The sequence below is a fragment of the Caballeronia grimmiae genome (assembly GCF_022879615.1).
Taxonomy (GTDB): Bacteria; Pseudomonadota; Gammaproteobacteria; order Burkholderiales; family Burkholderiaceae; genus Caballeronia; species Caballeronia grimmiae.
Genome location: NZ_CP084273.1, coordinates 459205 through 478738, shown reverse-complemented (window position 1 = coordinate 478738; position 19534 = coordinate 459205). Strand labels below are relative to the sequence as shown.

At 64.5% G+C, this 19534-nt stretch carries 19 protein-coding genes; 7 read left to right on the top strand and 12 right to left on the bottom strand.

Annotated features, from left to right (window positions below; genetic code table 11):
• Window positions 1-4: 4 nt before the first annotated feature.
• Genes LDZ21_RS21445 through LDZ21_RS21425 form a run of 5 tightly spaced genes read right to left on the bottom strand, consistent with a single transcriptional unit; the run spans window position 5 to window position 5123 of the window.
• Window positions 5-706, bottom strand: coding sequence for a substrate-binding domain-containing protein (locus LDZ21_RS21445; RefSeq protein ID WP_244795927.1), 702 nt, complete (start codon window positions 704-706; stop codon window positions 5-7).
• 14 nt (window positions 707-720) lie between these two features.
• A complete protein-coding gene (ligK, locus tag LDZ21_RS21440) occupies window positions 721-1404 on the bottom strand; it encodes a 4-carboxy-4-hydroxy-2-oxoadipate aldolase/oxaloacetate decarboxylase (protein WP_280519430.1) in 684 nt (227 codons plus the stop codon).
• Window positions 1405-1406: 2 nt separating this feature from the next.
• Window positions 1407-2432, bottom strand: coding sequence for an amidohydrolase family protein (locus tag LDZ21_RS21435; RefSeq protein WP_244795925.1), 1026 nt, complete (start codon window positions 2430-2432; stop codon window positions 1407-1409).
• A 12-nt stretch (window positions 2433-2444) separates the two neighbouring features.
• On the bottom strand, window positions 2445-3794 hold the full coding sequence (locus tag LDZ21_RS21430; RefSeq protein WP_244795924.1) for an MFS transporter: 1350 nt from the start codon (window positions 3792-3794) through the stop codon (window positions 2445-2447).
• A 27-nt stretch (window positions 3795-3821) separates the two neighbouring features.
• On the bottom strand, window positions 3822-5123 hold the full coding sequence (locus LDZ21_RS21425) for a gallate dioxygenase (protein ID WP_244795923.1): 1302 nt from the start codon (window positions 5121-5123) through the stop codon (window positions 3822-3824).
• Window positions 5124-5466: 343 nt separating this feature from the next.
• Here LDZ21_RS21425 and LDZ21_RS21420 point away from each other — a divergent pair, with 343 nt between their 5' ends.
• Window positions 5467-5772 carry a high-potential iron-sulfur protein gene (locus LDZ21_RS21420; RefSeq protein ID WP_244795922.1) on the top strand — a complete coding sequence of 102 codons (306 nt, stop codon included), beginning with the start codon at window positions 5467-5469 and terminating at the stop codon, window positions 5770-5772.
• Between the two features lie 22 nt (window positions 5773-5794).
• Here the strand turns inward: LDZ21_RS21420 and LDZ21_RS21415 are convergent, their stop codons facing one another.
• The gene (locus LDZ21_RS21415) at window positions 5795-6250 is read right to left on the bottom strand and encodes a DUF4019 domain-containing protein (protein ID WP_244795921.1); all 456 of its coding nucleotides are present in this window, start codon (window positions 6248-6250) and stop codon (window positions 5795-5797) included.
• Window positions 6251-6424: 174 nt separating this feature from the next.
• Between LDZ21_RS21415 and LDZ21_RS21410 the strand changes: the two genes are divergently transcribed.
• Window positions 6425-7297, top strand: coding sequence for an endonuclease/exonuclease/phosphatase family protein (locus LDZ21_RS21410; protein ID WP_244795920.1), 873 nt, complete (start codon window positions 6425-6427; stop codon window positions 7295-7297).
• Between the two features lie 294 nt (window positions 7298-7591).
• Here the strand turns inward: LDZ21_RS21410 and LDZ21_RS21405 are convergent, their stop codons facing one another.
• Window positions 7592-8290 (bottom strand): nitroreductase, encoded by a 699-nt coding sequence (locus tag LDZ21_RS21405; RefSeq protein WP_244795919.1) that lies wholly within the window; start codon window positions 8288-8290, stop codon window positions 7592-7594.
• Window positions 8291-8567: 277 nt separating this feature from the next.
• On the opposite strand from LDZ21_RS21405, the gene LDZ21_RS21400 reads away from it, so the two are divergent.
• From LDZ21_RS21400 to LDZ21_RS21385, 4 genes are all read left to right on the top strand, one after another.
• On the top strand, window positions 8568-9179 hold the full coding sequence (locus tag LDZ21_RS21400; RefSeq protein ID WP_081850819.1) for a (2Fe-2S)-binding protein: 612 nt from the start codon (window positions 8568-8570) through the stop codon (window positions 9177-9179).
• A 12-nt stretch (window positions 9180-9191) separates the two neighbouring features.
• Window positions 9192-10196, top strand: coding sequence for an FAD binding domain-containing protein (locus LDZ21_RS21395; protein ID WP_280519429.1), 1005 nt, complete (start codon window positions 9192-9194; stop codon window positions 10194-10196).
• Window positions 10197-10220: 24 nt separating this feature from the next.
• Window positions 10221-12458 carry a xanthine dehydrogenase family protein molybdopterin-binding subunit gene (locus LDZ21_RS21390; RefSeq protein ID WP_244795918.1) on the top strand — a complete coding sequence of 746 codons (2238 nt, stop codon included), beginning with the start codon at window positions 10221-10223 and terminating at the stop codon, window positions 12456-12458.
• 295 nt (window positions 12459-12753) lie between these two features.
• Window positions 12754-14928: a malate synthase G gene (locus LDZ21_RS21385; RefSeq protein ID WP_244795917.1), complete on the top strand. Its 2175-nt coding sequence runs from the start codon at window positions 12754-12756 to the stop codon at window positions 14926-14928.
• Window positions 14929-14977: 49 nt separating this feature from the next.
• On the opposite strand, the gene LDZ21_RS21380 is transcribed toward LDZ21_RS21385, so the two are convergent.
• From LDZ21_RS21380 to LDZ21_RS21360, 5 genes are all read right to left on the bottom strand, one after another.
• Window positions 14978-15163 (bottom strand): 4-oxalocrotonate tautomerase, encoded by a 186-nt coding sequence (locus LDZ21_RS21380; RefSeq protein ID WP_035960104.1) that lies wholly within the window; start codon window positions 15161-15163, stop codon window positions 14978-14980.
• 25 nt (window positions 15164-15188) lie between these two features.
• Window positions 15189-15965, bottom strand: a complete 777-nt coding sequence (locus LDZ21_RS21375) for a class II aldolase/adducin family protein (protein WP_244795916.1) — start codon at window positions 15963-15965, stop codon at window positions 15189-15191.
• On the bottom strand, window positions 15928-16851 hold the full coding sequence (locus LDZ21_RS21370; protein ID WP_244795915.1) for an urea transporter: 924 nt from the start codon (window positions 16849-16851) through the stop codon (window positions 15928-15930). The genes LDZ21_RS21375 and LDZ21_RS21370 overlap by 38 nt, the downstream gene beginning before the upstream one ends.
• Window positions 16852-16949: 98 nt before the next feature.
• A complete protein-coding gene (locus tag LDZ21_RS21365) occupies window positions 16950-17153 on the bottom strand; it encodes a hypothetical protein (protein WP_244795914.1) in 204 nt (67 codons plus the stop codon).
• Between the two features lie 96 nt (window positions 17154-17249).
• A complete protein-coding gene (locus LDZ21_RS21360) occupies window positions 17250-18389 on the bottom strand; it encodes a 4-hydroxybutyrate dehydrogenase (RefSeq protein ID WP_244795913.1) in 1140 nt (379 codons plus the stop codon).
• Window positions 18390-18484: 95 nt separating this feature from the next.
• Here LDZ21_RS21360 and LDZ21_RS21355 point away from each other — a divergent pair, with 95 nt between their 5' ends.
• The gene (locus tag LDZ21_RS21355; RefSeq protein WP_244795912.1) at window positions 18485-19423 is read left to right on the top strand and encodes a LysR family transcriptional regulator; all 939 of its coding nucleotides are present in this window, start codon (window positions 18485-18487) and stop codon (window positions 19421-19423) included.
• The last annotated feature ends 111 nt before the right edge of the window (window positions 19424-19534 follow it).

Here is a 19534-nt window from a genome sequence, read left to right as displayed (position 1 = left end):
CTCTCTAGCGGACCGCTTCCATGCCGTAACGATGCTTCGCGGAATCCGCATCGGCATGGCGCATGAACTCGAGCAAGGAACGCGCGGCCTCTCCGGCTCGCGCGTTTTCGCATAACGCGCCTTCGAAGACCGTCATCGTTTGAATCGCATCGGGCAATGAACCGATCACGTCGACGCCATCGACGCCGATCAGTTCGCTCGTTTGCTGAAAGCCCAGCTCGACGTCGCCACGCGCGATCAACGCACCGACGCCGATACCCGGCGGCGCCTGCACGATACGCGGTTGAATCGTCTCTGCAATGTCCCATCGTTCGAAGAGACGCATCAGATGCGCGCCGCTGGGTCCGGTCGAATAGCCGATGCTGCGTGCGCTCAACACCGCGTTGCGCACGGCGGCTTCGCTGTCGATCGACGGACGCGCCGCCCCCGCCGCAACAGCCACCGCAATGCCCGATCGCGCGATGCCGGCACGGTTCGCCGCGTCGACGCGTCCCGCTGCGACGAGACGACTGATCGCATTGGCCGCGAGCACGACGATATCGAAGGCCTCTCCCTCCTCCACACGACGCGCCGCTTCCACGCCCCCGACCGATTCGACCGTGACAGGCTGTCCGAAGCTGCGCGTGTACGCATCGGCGAGATCGATGAGGATCTGGCGCGTGGCCATCGACGATATGACCGTGATGGGCATTTGTGTCTCGTTCATCGCACACGCCCGCTTCAGTCGATGTAACGCAGGCCCGCGCGCTCCAGCGGCTCACGCATGCTGTACATGTCGAGGCCGAGCACCCCGCTCGCTAGCTTCGCGCGCTTCTCCTCCTCGAGCGCCTCGCGAGCGACGGCTTTTTGCAGCACGTTTTGCGCCGATGCGGACGGCACCACGACGACCCCGTCATCGTCCGCGACGATGACATCGCCGGGCGCGACCGGCGCACCCGCGCAGACCACTGGAATGTTGACCGAGCCGAGCGTGGCTTTCACCGTGCCCTTCGAAGAGATCGCCCGGCTCCACACGGGGAAGTTCATCTCCGTGAGCACGCGCACGTCGCGCACGCCGCCGTCGATGATCAGCGCCCTTGCACCACGCGCCTTGAAGCTCGTCGCGAGCAGGTCGCCGAAGAAGCCATCGGTGTTGTCGGTCGTGCACGCGGCCACGACGATATCGCCCGGCTGAATCTGTTCAGCGGCAACATGCAGCATCCAGTTGTCGCCCGGTTGCAGCAGGACCGTCACCGCTGTGCCGCTGGCCTGCGCGCCCGGATAGATGGGCCGCATGTAGGTCTTCATCAGGCCGACGCGGCCCATCGCTTCGTGTACCGTCGCCGAGCCGAGCGTGCCGAGCTTCGTCGCCGCGTCGCCGTCGGCGCGATTGATGTTGCGATACACCACTCCAAGTTCGTACATGTTCATCGTCCCTTTGCCTTGAGCGCCGCATCGAGCCGCGGATACACACGGCGCGCGTTGCCTTCGTAAATCTTGTGGCGTGCTTCGGGCTGCATCGATGCAGCTTCGATATAACGCCTGGTATCGTCGAAATAATGGCCCGTTTCCGGATCGATGCCTCGCACCGCTCCGATCATCTCGCTCGCGAACAGGATGTTGTCGACCGGGATCACGCGCGTGAGCAGATCGATGCCGGGCTGATGATAGACACACGTATCGAAGAACACGTTATTGAGCAAATGATCCTTCAACAGGGGCTTTTTCAACTCTTGCGCGAGGCCGCGGAAACGTCCCCAGTGATACGGCACCGCGCCGCCGCCATGCGGAATGACGAAGCGCAGCGTCGGAAAATCGCGGAACAGGTCCGATGTCAGGCACTGCATGAACGCGGTCGTGTCGGCATTCAGGTAATGCGCGCCCGTCGTATGAAAACACGCATTGCAACTGGTGCTCACGTGGACCATCGCGGGGATGTCGTACTCGACCATCTTCTCGTAGACCGGATACCAGTAGCGGTCCGAAAGCGGCGGGCTCGTCCAGTGTCCGCCCGACGGGTCCGGGTTCAGGTTGATTGCGACATTGCCGTATTGCTCCACGCACTTCACGAGTTCGGGAATGCACGTGGACGCGTCGACGCCCGGGCTTTGCGGCAGCATCGCCGCCGGAACGAAGTGGTCGGGAAACAACTCGCTCACGCGATAGCACAGCTCGTTGCAGATCGCGGCCCACGTGCTCGATACTTCGAAGTCGCCGATGTGATGCGCCATGAAGCTCGCACGCGGGCTGAAGATGGTCAGATCGAGGCCGCGCTCGCGCATCAGCCGCAACTGATTGCTTTCGATGGTCTCGCGCAGTTCGTCGTCGCTGATACTCAGTTCCGATACGCGCGGCATCTCCGAAGGGTTCCTGATGCCGGCGATCTGCCGGTTGCGCCACGCCTCCAGCGCCTTCGGCGCGGTCGTGTAATGGCCGTGTATGTCGATGATCATCCTGACTCCGTACTAATGTGCAGCGGTCGTTTGGGGCGCGGGTTCTTCCGCGCGGCCCCGCTGCGCAACAAGAATGGCGATCGCGGCGAGCGTCGCGGGAACGGCGAGCATCGCGAGAATTGCGCCGAACTGCCAGCCGAGACCGAGCAGCGCGCCACCGAAGGCCGAACCGAAGATGCTGCCGAAGCGGCCCATGCCGAGCATCCAACTTACTCCGGTGGCACGCGCGACCGTCGGATAGCGGTTCGGTGCAAATGCGTTGAGTCCCGTCTGCGCGCCGCTCATGCAGAACCCAGCGGCAAAGACGAGCACCGCGAGCGACGACGACAACGCGCCGATCCACGCCAGCCCCAGCACGCACACCGCTCCGCCGAGATATGCTGCGCTGATGACCGGCGCGGGCCGCACGCGGTCCATGATCCAGCCGACGATGATCGCGCCGATGGTGCCGCCAATCTGGAACATCGCCGTGATGTTGGCCGCTGCCGTCACCGTCAGGCCCGCGTCCTTCATCAGCGTCGGCAGCCAGCCGGTCAGCAGATAGATCACGAGCAGGCCCATGAAATAGGTGATCCACAACGCGGCGGTCAGCACGCCATAGCCGTGTGAGAACAGCACGCCGATAGGCTTCTTCGTCGGCAGCGCCGGCTCGTTCGAGACGAAGGTCTCGTCGCCCTTGAAGCGCGCGCCGCATACACGGCCGAGCACCTTACCGATTCGCTCCTGAGTCGCGCCGCGCACCGCAAGCAGCCGGGCGGACTCGGGCAACAGCCAGATTTGCAGCGGGATCAGCGCGAGCGGCAAGGCGCCGCCGAAGATCAGCACCGAACGCCAGCCATGCACCGGAATCAGCCATCCCGCGACGAAGCCGATCAACGCGGAGCCGAGGTTGAAGCCCGTGAACATGATGGTGATCAGCAGCGCGCGCTTGCGTTGCGGCGCGTATTCGGAGAGCAGCGTCGTCGTGTTCGGCATGGCCGCGCCGAGGCCGATGCCGGTCAGCACGCGCAGTATCGCCATGCTCGTAGGCGACGTGGTGAACGCGGTGGCGATGGTGAACACGCCGAACAGGAATACCGATGCGATCAACACGCCTTTGCGGCCGATTCGATCCGATGCCGGCCCGGCCGTCAGCGCGCCGATCACGAGACCGATAGGCGCCGCGCTCATCACGAGGCCGAACGCGGGCCGCGAGATATGCCAGTCCGCGATGATCGACGGCGCAACGAAGCCCATGATGGCTACGTCCATGCCGTCCGCGGTGACGACGAGAAAGCACAGCGCCACCAGCAGCCACTGGTAGGCGGAGATTGGCCGCTCGTCGATGAAGCTCTTGATGTCGATGGTTCTACCGCTAGTCATGTGTGTCTCCGTCCCTGTAGGTGTTATTTATTCCTTGCCCTTCTCCGCCTTGTCCCACTCGAGCTTGTCCGCGCTTTTGCCCGCGACCGAATACAGCGCGCCGGGTGCGTTGCGAGTTCGCTGGAATTCTTCGAGCGATTCGCCGCGCATTGCAGCGTAGATGTGCAGGTTCGATACGCCCGTCACCGCGCCGAGCTTCTCGAGCATGAAGAAGATCACGCCGTAATGCAGCATCGCGCGCCAGTCGCGGCGGCGGATCATGTCGCGCTCTTCTTCGCTCAGGCCCGCCGCCTCGAACGTTGCTTCGGGATCCTGTTTAAACGCTTCACGATGCGCAGGCTCGATCATGCGATGCAGATAGTCGTTGATGCGGTACGCACGCACCGCCGTCTCGATGCTGAACGGATACGTGCCGTCGAGCTTCTCGACATCGGTCAGTTGTTCCGCCATGCGCTGGCGATGCCGCTCGATGATCGCGGGCTTCGTCTCGCTGTCCTCGCCTTCGTAGATGGCGGTCGCGATGCCGGCCATCGAAGGCAGGTAGTAGCTGCGATGCCTGCACACGACATTCGACGACAACGCGCCGCGCATCGTCAGCCACATGATCACTTCCGCGCCTTCGTAGCCGCCGAGCGCCGCATATTCGGCCAGCGTCATGTCCGCGAGTTGCTCGGGATCGCGCTCGAAGAGATCGAGAAAACGCGCGTCCCATTCGGCGTTGTTGAAACCGGCGCGCTCGCCGTGCACCTGATGCGAAAGACCGCCCGTCGCGAGAATGGCGACCTTGATGTCCTCTGGATAGCTTTCGATCGCGCGGCGCAGCGCCTTTCCGAGCTTGTAGAAACGTCGCGCGCTCGGCACCGGCAGTTGCAGCACGCCCATCTGCAGCGGCACGATCTTGACGGGCCACTCGGGCCTGTGCGGGCACAGCATCGACAGCGGCGAGAAACAGCCGTGATCGAGCGGCTTGTTCTGGAAGAACGACATGTCGAACTCGTCGGTCATCAGCGAATTGCCGATGTGCGCGGCGAGCGCGGGATGCCCTTTGATCGGCGGAAGATCGCGCGCGCCGCCGCCTTCGTCGGCCACGCGCCACTCAGGACCGACGCCGAGTGAAAACGCCGAGTAGTGATCGAAGAAGAACGACGTGACGTGATCGTTGTAGATGGTCACGATGACGTCGGGGCGATTCGCTTCGATCCAGTCCGCGAGCGGCGCAAAGTTCTTGAAGATCGGCGCCCAGACGGGATCGTCGCGTTTGTTCTTGTCGAACGCGAAACCAATGGTGGGCGTGTGCGAGGCGGCAATGCCACCGATGATGCGGGCCATATTGAGGTGCTCCGTGAGGTCCGGGCGATCAGGCGCTCGTCGGCTGCACGCGGCCCGGTTCGTTGCGAAAACTGAAAGCGACGATAAGGGGAGCATCGAAGGCGCGGTACTGCGCGTAAACCATGAGGCGGCGTATGAACGGATACGCCCGGAGTGATCGCACGCTGGCCTGTGGCGGCTTTGCGGGCGAGGCCTGCGCATCGGCGGCGAAGATTGCCGATAAACAAAACAGATGGGCGGACAAAAAGGACGCAAGGGCTGCTGGCCATGCATGCATCGAAGCGCGGGGAGGCGTATCGTTCCGCTAGCGTCACGAAAACGACAACCGGATCATTTCCCCGATATGAACCCTTCCCGCCGCAGTTTCATGGTGATGACGATAGGCGCGGGCGCGTCGCTGTGGCTCGCCCGGGCGCACGCGGATGCGCCGCATCTGGCCGAAGCCGATCCGGCGGCGATGGCCGTCGGCTACAAGGAAGATGCCGCGAAGGTCGACAAGGTGAAGTATTCGAATTTCGCGGCGGATCAAAACTGCGCGAACTGCTCGCTCTTTCAGGGCAAATCCACCGATGCCTGGGGCGGATGCACCCTGTTCGGGGATAAGCATGTTGCCGCGCGCGGCTGGTGTGCCTCGTACACGAATATGTGAAGCCGCCCGGCCACTCCCGGTCTTACCGCACCGAATAGCCGACGAACCGCCACCGCCTGTCAGGATCGAGCATGAACGTCACGCTTTCGCGCGACGACTGACGCGCCTGGCTGAACTGGGTATCGAAGGCCACGTTCATGAACGAGCCGGCGGGCATGTTGCCCGTGCCGTCGAACTGAAGATGCTTGACGCCCAGCGGCATGCGCATGCCCGGCGTGCCTAGCGCGGCCCGGTCGCGCGTGACCTTGTTCACGAAGTCCTCGCGAGAGATGATCTTCTTCGCAACAGCGGACGAGCCGTCCCACACTTCCCCCGCCTTGTTCTGATCGATCATTCTCACGATCGCGGTAGCCGCTTCCGCGATATCCTGATCCAGCTTGTCGAGGCTCGCCTGCTGCTCGCGCGTGAGCGACGCCGCCCGATTTTGCTGCGGTGCAGGTTGCGTCTGCTGCGCATGGGCAGTAGTGGTTGACGACATAAGTAGAGACGTCAAATAAATCCCGCTCAACCAGAGTTTTGTATTCGTTTTCATGATGCCGATATGACGTGTTTCGGGTATCGCCGATTGTAGGCCCCACTTTTACGAGACAGTCAGAAATACTGAGTTTCGGAATCCAGATGTCCTTCACGATTGAACTCGAGGAACACGGCTATGCGACTCGTCGACTGGAACATGCAATGGGGACGCGGCGTGGATGGCCGCGTCGATCTGACGCGCATCGTCAGCGAAGCGAAGGCGTTCGGCGACTTCGACGTGCTCTGCCTGCAGGAAGTGACACGCGGCTTCCATGAGGGCGAAGAAGCCGGCGGGCTCGCAGGCCGCCCGAGCGCCGATCAGTTCGCGGAACTGGCGCAACTGATGCCGGGCGCGACCGTCGTCGACGGGATAGGCTCGGATCTGCCGCCGCTTGGCGCAGGCATCGCGCGGCGGCAGTTCGGCAACGCGATCGTCAGCCGTCTGCCGGTGCGCCAGGTATCGCGCCATTCGCTTCCGTGGCCCGCCGAACCTCCGAAGCCGTCGATGCTGCGGATCGCGCTCGAAGCGGTCATCGAAACGGACGTCGGCCCGATGCGCATCATCAGCACGCATCTGGAGTTCTATTCGGAAGCGCAGCGTCTTGCGCAAGCTGCGCGGCTGCGCGAGCTGCATCGCGAGGCGTGCGAGCATGCGCGCCGGCCGTCCAAGCCGGAGAAGCAGGCGAGCCCGTTCGCGGATACCGCTCGCCCCATGTCAGCGATCATCTGCGGCGACTTCAACAGCGCGTTCGAAGGCTCGGCGTATCGCGCGATGCTGGAACCTATCGCCGATGCGCCCGCCTTCGTCGATGCCTGGACCTGCGCGCATCCCGACGAGCCGCGCGCCGCGACCGTCGGCCTATACGATCACGAGCAGTGGCAAGATGGTCCGTTCGCGTGCGACTTCATCTTCGTCACCGAGGATCTCAAGCCGCGCATCGCAAGATGCGAGGTCGATCAGAAAAGTCAGTCGTCGGATCATCAGCCGATGTGCCTGGAGCTGCGTTAGCGCGGCAGGCTTGCACTAGCGTCTCGCTTTCAACTCGCTGTACGTGTGGTAGCCGCCGCTCGCATAGCGAGGCATCACGTCAACCACGCTTAAGCCCCGATTAAGAAAAGCCCCGTAGTCTCGAAGCTGACCGACCCACCCTCCTTCCGGCCGCGCAAGCGGCCATTTTTTTGAGCGAACGCGATGCGAATGCTCTTGCGCCTCGTACTGGTCCTGCTCGCGCTCGCCGTCTTTACGGCTATCGGCGTCGGCATTCTCTCGCTGGTTGCGCGCGCGTTGATGGCGCTCTGACACTCAAGCGCCGAGAAAGCGCACCACGTTCTCCAACGGCTCGCGCTCGCTCGAGAGACGGTTCTCCGGCTGCGACCAGTCCGCGTATCCGAGGCTCATGCCGCACACGACCGTCTCGTTTTCCGGCAGCTTCAACTGCTCCGCGATGATCCGGTGATAGCGATTGAACGCCGCCTGCGGACACGTATCGAGTCCAAAGGAACGCGCCATCAGCATGACGTTCTGAATGAACATGCCGTAGTCGAGCCATGAACCGCGCTCCATCGTGCGATGGGTGGTGAAGATGATGCCCACGGGCGCGCCGAAGAACTCGAAATTGCGGCCCATCTGCGCATGCATGCCGCGCTTGTCGTCGCGCGTGATGCCAAGCAGCGTATAAAGCCCGACGCCGAGCGCGCGTCTTCTCTCGATGTAAGGCGACGTCCACGTGCGCGGGTAGTACGCGAATTCCTCCTCGTGCTTGCGGTCGGCGTCGGGATCGTTGAAGACGGCGAGAATCGCACGCGACAGCGCTTCCTTGGCATCGCCCGTCAGCACGTAGACCTTCCACGGCTGGATGTTGCTGCCCGACGGCGCGCGGCACGCATTCTCCAGAATGGCTTCGAGCGTCGCGCGGTCGACCGGATCGGCGAGAAAGGCACGAATCGAACGGCGTGAAGCGATGGCATCGGCGACAGAAAGGCTTGCGTTCATTGTCAGCATGCAGAAATAGGCAAGGCGTCAACGCTACCATGCAGGCACGCTCCGTGCGGCCTCCGTTGCGTTCTGTGAAAGATCGGCGGCGTCTGCCTATACTGGCTGAGTGTCATCCCGGCAACGCTTCGTCCGCCGGTTCCCGCGCATGCTTTCTCTTTCTTTCACTGGAAGCGGCTGCGCACGCTTTGTCGCTCCACAGCCTCAGCGCATCTTCGCCTCTCTATGCCCCGCCGCATCCGCACGCTCTTTCGCTGCGGGATGCGCCATTCAAGGAGATTGCCCGATGCAACACCCCGTCCCCCAATCGAACCCCGCGCGCGCCGATATACCGACCAACAGCCGGCTCGCCGCACAAACGCACGCAGCGAACGGCAACGGACATGCCGCCGCAGAAGTGCTCGCGCCGCCCGCTGCCCGGACGAGCGATTCCAACGCCGACATCACGCTGACCATCAACGGCCAGCGTCATACGCTCTCGCTCGATCCGCGCACGACGCTGCTCGATGCGCTGCGCGAGCACGTCCATCTCACCGGCACGAAGAAAGGCTGCGATCACGGGCAATGCGGCGCGTGCACCGTCCATGTGAACGGACGGCGCGTCAACGCGTGCCTGTGCCTGGCCGCCGCGCACGATGGCGACGAGATCACGACGATCGAAGGCATCGGCGAACCGGACGCGCTGCATCCGTTGCAGGCGGCATTCGTCGAATGCGATGGTTTCCAGTGCGGCTACTGCACCGCCGGGCAACTGATGTCCGCCGTCGCGCTGCTCGACGAACCCATCGGCGCGAGCGACGACGACGTGCGCGAAGCGATGAGCGGCAATCTGTGCCGCTGCGGCGCGTATCAGAACATCGTCACGGCGATTCAGTCCGTGCGCGGCAAGCAAGACTGACCGGAGCGCGACATGGACATGTTTCAGCTTTCCCGCGCACGCGATCTGCCCGATGCAATCAAGGCGGGCGCTTCCGCGCATACCGCCCAGCAAGGCGCCGAAGTGCGCTTCCTCGCGGGCGGCACGACGCTCGTCGATCTGATGAAGCTCAACGTCGAACGGCCCGTGCGCGTCGTCGATATCAGGCGCCTGCCGCTCGATGCGATCGAAGGGACGGACGACGGCGGCGTGCGCATCGGCGCGACATCGCGCAACTCGGATGTCGCGCATCATGCGCTGATTCGCGAGCGTTACCCGGTGCTGTCGCAGGCGCTGCTGTCGGGCGCGTCCGTGCAGCTGCGCAACATGGCGACGACCGGCGGCAATCTGCTCCAGCGCACGCGCTGCGTCTATTTCCGCGATACCGCGTCGGCGTGCAACAAGCGCGAGCCCGGCACGGGCTGCTCGGCCATCGGCGGCGCGAACCGCATGATGGCGATACTCGGCACGAGCGAATCGTGCATCGCGAGCAATCCCTCGGACATGAACGTCGCGCTCGCGGCGCTCGAAGCGACCATTCACGTCGAAGGCACGAGCGGCAAGCGCGCCATCGCCTTCGACGATTTCTATCTGTTGCCCGGCACGACGCCGGATCGCGAACACGTGCTCGAAGCCGGCGATCTCATCACGCATGTGACGCTGCCGCCGCCCGTCGAGGGCGCGCGCTCCGTGTACCTCAAGTTGCGCGACCGCGCTTCGTATGAGTTCGCGCTTGCTTCAGCGGCGATCGTCGCCGGCGTGAAGGATGGACGCATCCAGCACGTGCGTGTCGGACTCGGCGGTGTCGCGACGAAGCCGTGGCGATCGCGCGACGCCGAGAACGAACTGCTGAACGCCGCGCCCGACGAAGCCGCCTTCCGGCGCGCCGCCGACGCCGCCCTCGCCGATGCGAAGCCGCAAAGCGAGAACGGCTTCAAGGTCGAACTGGCGAGGCGCTGCATCGTGCATGCGCTGAAGCTCGCGACGCAGGCATCCTGAACCCGACGACCGGAGAACGTATCCATGTCCACCGCGCCCGACGTATCACCGTCCGTCAACGGATTCATCGGACGGCCGCACTCGCGCATCGACGGACCGCTGAAAGTCAGCGGCCGCGCAACCTACACATCCGATGTCGACTTGCCCGGCATGCTGTACGCGGTGCCGGTGTGCAGCACCATCGCGAGCGGCAAGGTCACGTCGCTCGAATTCGCCGCCGCGCAGGCGATGCCGGGCGTCAAGCTCGTTCTGCATCGCGGCAATATCGGGCGGCTGTATCGCATACCCGCCAATTCGTTCGTGGACGGCTACGTCGACGAACAGCGTCCGCCTTTCGAGGACGACGTAATCCGCTATTACGGCCAGTACGTCGCGTGCGTGATCGCGGAGACGTTCGAGGCCGCGAGCGCGGCAGCGGCGGCGATCAAGGTCGGCTATGAAGTCGCGCCGCACGATGTCAGCGCGACGCTCGCGGCCGACAGCGAACCCGAGGTCCAGAGCGAACGCGGCGATCCCGATGGCGCATTCGACAGCGCGCCCGTCAAGATCGACGAGACCTACGTGACGCCGACGGAAACGCACAATCCGATCGAACTCCACGCGACGGTCGCGCACTGGGACGGCGACAGCTACACGTTTTACGAAACGAGCCAGGCGGTGGCGAACCATCGCGGCACGCTCGTGCAGATGCTCGGCGTGCCGAAAGAGAAAGTGCGCGTGATTTCCCGCTATCTCGGCTCCGGCTTCGGCGGCAAGCTGTGGATGTGGCCGCATTCGCTGCTTGCGGCCGCCGCGACGCGTCAGACCGGACGGCCGGTGAAACTCGTCCTGAGCCGCAAGATGATGTTCCAGAACGTGGGGCATCGTCCGGTGACGCAGCAGCGCATGCGGCTCGCCGCGACGCAGGATGGCAGGCTCGTTTCTCTGCGGCACGACTTCCTGAATCACGCCGCGCTCGCGGACGAATACACGGAAGATTGCGGCGAAGCCACGCCGCAGATGTACAGCACGGCCAATCTGCGCGTGACGGGCGGCTCGGTGAAGCGCAATGTCGGCTCGCCGACGTCGATGCGCGGGCCGGGCGCGGTGCCGGGGCTTTACGCGGTGGAATCGGCGATGAACGAGCTTGCGCTCGCGCTGCGGATCGATCCGGTCGAACTGCGGCTCGCCAACGAACCGAGCAAGGACGAGAGCAGCGGCTTGCCGTTTTCGTCGCGGCATCTGGTCGAGTGCCTGAAGTTGGGCGCGGAGAAATTCGGCTGGTCGCGGCGCACGCCGGAAGTCGGCTCGATGACGCGCGATGGCCTCACGCTCGGCTGGGGCGTCGCCGCGTGCAGCTGGCCGGGCTTGCGCTTCTCGGCGGAGGCGAGCGTCGATCTGCGTGCGGACGGCACGGCGCGCGTCGTGTGCGGCACGCAGGATATCGGCACGGGCACGTACACCATCCTCGCGCAGCTCGTCGCGGAGCAGACCGGCATTACGCTCGACAGGATCGAAGTCGCCCTCGGCGATACCGCGTTGCCGGTCGGACCGATATCGGGCGGCTCGGCGGCGACGGCATCGGTGATTCCGGCGGTATCGGATGCGACACGGGCTGCTGTCGAGATCGTGCTGTCGCGGGCGAGCGCGGCGGAAGGATCGCCGTTCGCGGGCGTGAAGGCGGAGGAACTGACGTTGAGCGGCGGGCGGGTGCATCGCAAGGGCGAGGCTGCGGAGAACGGCGTGCCGTACACGCGGATTCTCGAAGCGGCGAGGATGCATGCGGCATCGGGCAGCGCGAGCGCGAAGGGCGGCTTCGACGATCCGCTCAAGAAGGACTGGTCCATTCACTCCTACGGCGCGCATTTCGCGGAAGTCACGTGGGAACCGGCGACGGCGCGTCTGCGCGTGAGCCGCGTCGTCACGGTCATCGACGGCGGCAAGATTCTGAATCCGCGTGCGGCGCGCAATCAGATCGAAGGCGCGGTGGTGATGGGCGTCGGCATGGCGCTGTTCGAGCACACTTCCTACGATGAGCGCAGCGGCGCGCCGGTGAACAGCAGCCTCGCGGATTACGTGATCGCGACGAACGCGGACACGCCGAAACTCGATGTGACGTTTCTCGATCATCCGGATACCGTGTTCAACGAACTGGGCGCGCGGGGCATCGCGGAGATCGGGCTGGCGGGGATTGCGGCCGCGATTACCGATGCGGTGTATCACGCGACCGGGGTCAGGGTGCGGAAGTTGCCGGTGATGATCGAGGATTTGCTGGGCGGCTGATCGTTCGTTTTGGCCCGGTCTTTCCGCGTGGAAAGGCCGGGTTTCGTGCCGCGTCGATATGCCCGCCAGGCCGGCGCGCGCACCGCATCAACACCCCACGAGCGTCGCTGGCTGCGACGCTTATCCCGACGACACAACTCCCCGCATTTGAGAATCGAGGCGTCGCACACGCTGCGCCGACGCGCCGCTCGGGCACGTGCATTGCCTCCCTGCCGTCGCTTCGACCTTCCCGCATTCCGCGCTACCATACCCCCAGCCCCGAATCCCTATGTAGCAGCAATCAGCCGGAGTGCCCATGAACGAAATGACTCAACAGCACGGCCTCAAAGTCGCATCGAGCCTCGCGAAGTTCGTCGAGGAAGAAGCCATCCCCGGCACGGGCGTCGATGCCGCATCCTTCTGGCAAGGGTTCGATGCCCTCGTGCACGACCTCGCGCCGAAGAACCGCGCGCTGCTCGCCGAACGCGATCGCCTGCAATCGGAACTCGACAACTGGCATCGCAGCAACCCCGGCCCGGTGCGCGATCTGCGCGGGTATCGCAAGTTTCTGACCGACATCGGCTACATCGTCCCGACGCCCGCGCAAGTCCAGGCGACCACCGCCAACGTCGACCGCGAGATCGCCGAGCAGGCCGGGCCGCAACTGGTCGTGCCGCTGTCGAATCTGCGCTATGCGCTCAACGCCGCGAACGCGCGTTGGGGCAGCCTCTACGATGCGCTCTACGGCACCGACGTCATCGACGACAGCGACGGTGCCGAGCGCACCGCCGAATTCAACCCGAAGCGCGGCGCGAAAGTCATCGCCTATGCGCGCGCCTTCCTCGACGACAACGCGCCGCTCGCCCACGGCTCGCACGCCGACGCAACAAAATACAGCGTCGAGCAAGGCAAGCTCGTCGTCACGCTGAAAGACGGCAGAAGCAGCCTCGCGAATCCAGAACAATTCGCCGGCTTCCAGGGCGATGCCACCGCGCCGAGCGCCGTCCTGCTCAAGCACAACGATCTGCACTTCGAGATTCAGATCGACGCGAACCACTCCATCGGCAAGACGGATGCGGCGCACGTCAAGGACGTGCTGATGGAAGCGGCCGTGAGCACGATCATCGATTGCGAGGATTCGGTCGCCGCCGTCGACGCCGCCGACAAGACGCAGCTCTATCGCAACTGGCTGGGACTGATGCAGGGCCAACTGTCGGAGCAGGTCTCGAAGAACGGCAAGACCTTCACGCGCAGCCTGAACGCGGACCGCGAATACACCGCACCGAATGGCGGCACGCTGAAGCTGCATGGCCGCTCGCTGCTGTTCATCCGCAACGTCGGCCATCTGATGACGAACCCGGCCGTGCTCGATCGCGACGGCAACGAAATCCCCGAAGGCATCCTCGATGCGGTGATGACCACGCTCGGCGCCATGCATGATCTGAAGAACAAGATCAACTCGCGCACCGGATCCATCTATATCGTCAAGCCGAAGATGCACGGCCCCGCCGAAGTCGCGTTCTCGGACGAGCTGTTCACGCGCGTCGAAGACCTGCTCGGGCTGCCGCGTCATACGATCAAGATGGGCATCATGGACGAGGAGCGCCGCACGAGCGTCAACCTCAAGGCGTGTATCGCGGCGGCCAGGGCGCGCGTCGCGTTCATCAACACGGGCTTTCTGGATCGCACCGGCGACGAGATGCATTCGTCGATGGAAGCCGGCCCGATGATGCGCAAGGGCGACATGAAGTCGTCGGCATGGATCGCCGCCTACGAGCGCAACAACGTGCTCGTCGGGCTGAACACCGGGCTGCGCGGGCGCGCGCAGATCGGCAAGGGCATGTGGGCGATGCCCGATCTCATGCGCGCGATGCTCGAACAAAAGGTCGCGCATCCGAAGGCCGGCGCGAACACCGCCTGGGTGCCCTCGCCGACGGCCGCCACGCTGCATGCGCTGCATTACCATCAGATCGACGTCCAGCGCGTTCAGCGGGAGATGGAAAGCATCGACTATGAAGGCGTGAAGAACGAACTGCTCGACGGCCTCCTGACGATTCCCGTCGTCGAAAAGGCGACGTGGTCGGAAGACGATATCAAGAACGAGATCGAGAACAACGCGCAGGGCATTCTCGGCTATGTGGTGCGCTGGATCGATCAGGGCGTCGGCTGCTCGAAGGTGCCGGACATTCACAATGTCGGCCTGATGGAAGACCGCGCGACGCTGCGCATTTCGAGCCAGCACATCGCGAACTGGCTGCGGCATGGCATCGTCACCGAAGAGCAGGTGCGCGCGACGCTCGAACGGATGGCGGCGGTCGTGGATCAGCAGAACGAAGCTGATCCGTACTATCGCCCGATGGCGCCCGCCTTCGACAGTTCGTACGCGTTCAAGGCGGCATGCGCGCTCGTCTTCGAAGGACGCACGCAGCCGAACGGCTATACGGAACCGCTGCTGCACAAGTTCCGCCTCGCCGCGAAAGAAACGATGTAATCATCAAGGCGAACGCGGCGGTGCAACGCCGCCGCGTTCTTTCAATGCGCTATTGGTCCGACCACAGCTTGCCCGCGGTCGCCCAGTTCTCGCGCTTCACGTCCGTCAGGATGATATCCACCGACCCCGGCTCGCAGCCGAGCGTCTCGCATGTCGTGCGCGTGATCGCCTCGACGAACTTGCGCTTTTCTTCCGCCGTGCGGCCTTCGAAGAGCTGGATGTTGAAAGTCGGCATTGCGTTGATTCCTCCTTGAAACGGGTTAATCGCGATACGACGGATCGATGCGCTCCAGCTTGCGCAGAAGCGCGGGCCACTCGAGCGCGCCTTCGATGGCGTCGCCGTCGTGCAGTTGCGCCGCCGTCCGGGCGACGATATCGGGCGTCGGCACGATCATCTTGCTCACGCCCGCCAGCGCGCGCAGTTGAATATCGCATGCCTTGACGAGCATATCCATCAGCACATAAGCCTCGGCAATCGTGCGCCCGAGCGTAAGCGGCCCGTGATTGCGCAACAGCATCGCACGGTGCGCGCCGAGACTCGCGACGAGCCGCTCGCCTTCAGCACGCGAGAACGCAAGACCCTCGTAATCGTGATACGCGAGGTGGCCGTGAAAACGCATCGCGTGCTGGGACGCCGGCAGCAGGCCATGCGGCTGTGCCGACACCGCGATCGCCTCGCGCACATGCAGATGCATCACGCAGGCGGCATCCGCGCGGGCGGCGTGCACGGCGGCATGCAGCGCGAAGCCGGTCGCGTTCACCGGATGCGCGCTTTCGCCGATCACGTTGCCGTCGATGTCGATCTTCACCAGATTCGACGCGGTGACTTCATCGAACGCAAGGCCGAACGGATTGATCAGAAAGCGTCCCGGCTCGCCCGGCACGCTCGCGGAAATGTGCGTGTAGACGACATCGTCCCAGCCGTTCAGCGCGACGAGCCGATACGCCGCCGCCAGATCGACGCGCGTCGCCGTTTCGGCGGCCGGGCGCGGCCCGCTTTCATCGATCCTGCGCTCGAACGTGTGGGTGAACGACATGCGATTCTCCTTTCGATATTTTCTCGACGCGCCGCGCAACGGCCATCACCGTCCACGACGCGAGCACGAACGGCGCGGTCAGCGCCGCCACCCCGAGGCAATCCGCGATGCGCTCGATCGCTACCGCCAGCGCAATCGCGATGAACGCATGGCGCGCACCGAGCGATGCCGTCGCGAGCGCGGCCAGCGCCGCGTTGAAGCCGCACGCGCCGGACAGCACGACGGCATCGCTCATGCCGCATAACGCATGCAGCGCAGCGCCGATCGCGCTGCCGCCGAGCGCCGACGCCCCGCGTGCCGGCCGGGCGGCGAGCAGTCCCGCCGCGATGAACGCGCCCGCAATCGCGCCCGATGCAAACACGATCGGCGCGAGCCCGCCGAACGCGGCCTTGGTCAGCGCGGCCACGCCGGCCGGCACCGGCCCGAGCGCGCCGACTTCGCCGCGATCGGCAAGCAACGGCATCCAGCACCAGGTGACGATGATCGCCGGACTGGAAAACATCGGCAAGCCACGAAGCGAAAGAACCCGCGTGAGCGGGCTCGCGAGCAGTGTCGCGAACATCGCCGCGAGAATGGCGACAGCCGTCGCCTGCGACGCATCGGGAACAAAGGTGAACGCCGCGAGCGCGGCAAGCGCGCCGTTGAAGGCGTAAAGATCGTCGCGGAACGCGGGGGAATCGGCGTCTTCGGTGATAAGCGTGATCACCTTGCCGACGATTGCCCCGATCACCAGCGCGCACGCAAGCCGCAGGCTCGCACGCAGGACGCCCGCGAACAGCAGCGCGCCTGTTGCGGCATTGCGCTGAAGGACGATTTGCCCGAGAGAACGAGCGAAACTACGGAGTGGTTCGCCGGATGCGGCGTCGGTGCGAAGAGCGAAGGACATGCGCGGCGGCTACGCAAAGGAAGCCGCCAGCATAGGACAAGCCGCGCGCGTCGTGCGACGCGGGGCCGTATAGCGGGTATTGGATGTGTCGCGAGTGCTTAGTTGAACGCGAGCGGCATCATCGTGGAGCCGTCGATGGTCGCGGTCGCGTAGTTCAGATCCGAACTCATCTTCACGAATTCCGTGACGTTTTCGCGGAAGTTCGGATGCTTCTCCCAGGTGATGTAGCTGGCATCGGCAACGGCGGACAGTGTGAGCAACGTAAAAGCGATCTTTTCGAGAATGACGTAACGGGTGCGCATGACAGTAAATCCAGAATTTGCTGCGCATTGTAACAAAGACTAGGGTTTTCCCCTAGTCCTTTGTTGCGCCGCAGCAAATCGTCATGCGCTCCGGCCTTACATCGACGCTTCCAGGATGGCGATGTAATCGTCGCTCGACGCCTCACGCGGATTCGTCTTGTGACTGTGATCCTTCAGCGCGCCCGCGACGATGCGCGGGAACAGGTCGCGCGTCACGCCGAGTTCCGCGAGGCCGCGCGGCAAGCCGAGCGTCGCGGTCATCTTGCGGATGGCGTCGCCGACGTCATCGCCGGCAGCGAGGCCCATCGCCTGAGCGATGCGCGCGAGCTTGTCCTCATCGGCCATCGACGGGGCCGAGCTGTTGAACGCAATGACCGCCGGCAGGAAGATCGCGTTCAGCGTGCCGTGATGCAGCTCCGGATTGATGCCGCCCAGGGAATGGCTCAGGCTGTGCACGCAGCCGAGGCCCTTCTGGAACGCCAGTGCGCCCTGCATCGATGCGCTCATCATGTTCGAGCGCGCGGCGCGATCGGAACCGTCGCGCGTCGCCCGCTCGATGTGCCGCCACGCGCGCCACAAGCCGTCCAGCGCGATGCCGTCGGCGGGCGGGTTGAACGCGGGGGCCATGAACGTTTCGAGGCAATGCGCGATGGCGTCCATGCCGGTCGCGGCGGTGAGCATCGGCGGCAGGCCGAATGTGAGTTCCGGATCGCAAATCGCCACCTTCGGCACGACATATGGCGAGATCACGCCGACCTTGCGGCCATCGTCGAGAATCAGGATCGCGCCCCGGCCGACTTCGCTGCCGGTTCCGGCCGTCGTCGGAATGGCGATGACCGGCGCGGTCGCCGCCGTGATGCGCGCAAGCCCCCCTTCGATCACCGCGAAGCTAGCGAGCGGCCCTTCGTGCGTCGCGCAGACAGCGACGCCCTTCGCCAGATCAATCGACGAGCCGCCGCCCGCCGCGATCACGCCATCGCAATCATTCGCGCGATACAGCGCGACGGCCGCGCGCACTGCGGCTTCGTTCGGATTCGGCGGCGTCGCGTCGAAAACCGGTGCGGTGAATTGCGGGCCGAGCGCATCGACGACCTTGTCGAGCAAACCCGCCGCGCGGATGCCCGCATCGGTCACGATCAACGGACGGCGAATGCCGAAACGCTCGCACTCGCTGGCGAGCAGGCGCACCGCGCCGAAGTCGAACTGAATCTGCGTGATGTAATTGATCAGGGCCATGTGCAATGACGAAAGGTTATAGCGGTTGACCGAGTATACGGACGCCGTCGCCTCCGCGATACTGACGGCATGTGATACGGGTATAACTTTCCCTCATGACGCCATCGCTCAATTCCATTCTTTCGCGCCTGCACGTCAGGCAGTTGCGCCTGCTCATCGCGCTGGAAGAACGCGGCTCGCTGCTCGGCGCGGCGAAGCAGCTTGCGCTCACGCAGCCGGGCGCGAGCAAGGCGCTGCATGAAATAGAAACGACGTTCGGCACGCCGCTTTTCGTGCGGACGCATCGCGGGCTGGAGCCGAACGCGGTCGGGCATTGCGTGATCCGTTATGCGCGGCTGATTCATACGGATATCGCGCATCTGCGTGAAGAGATCGTCGGCATCATGCGCGGCTATGGCGGGCGCGTGTCCGTGGGCGTGATCATGGGCGCGGTGCCGCTCGTCACCGATGCGATCACCGCCGCGAGCGCGCGTCAGCCGGAGATGTCGGTCGAGATCGTCGAGGATACGAGTGCGAGCCTGCTCGGGCTCATCGACGCAGGACGGCTCGATGTCGCCGTGTGCCGCACGAGCGTGAGCCAGACGCCGTATCTGTACGACAGCGTCGCCGTACAGCAGGAAACGCTTGCGGTGATCGCGAATGTCGATCATCCGCTCGCGAAGCGGCGCCGCGTCGCGCTGAGCGATCTCGCGCGGCATCGCTGGGTGGTGTATCGCGCGAATATGCCGATGCGCCTGCTGCTCGAACGCGAGTTCCACGACGCGGGGCTGCGCTTCCCGTCGCATCTGCTGGAAACCACGTCCGCCTTCGCGACGCTCGCGTTGTTGCAGAAGAATCCGTCGCTCGTGGCGCTCGTATCCGTCGATGTCGCGCGTTTTTGCACGGCGCATGGGGTCGTGTGCACGTTGCCGCTCGCGTTCACATCGAAAAGCGAGCCGTATGAGATGGTCACGCGCCGCGATGCGCAGCTTTCAGCGGGCGTGCGCTTGCTGATGGACGAGATCGTGGAGGCGGGACGCAGCGCCGCCGCATGAATCGCTGACGGCTTTCCTCGCACTCGCTTTCTGGCTCAGCACGCGTGGATTGAACGCCCACAGTCCGCGCAAACGATTGGCAATCCATTCGCCCCTGAAACAAAGGGCGCG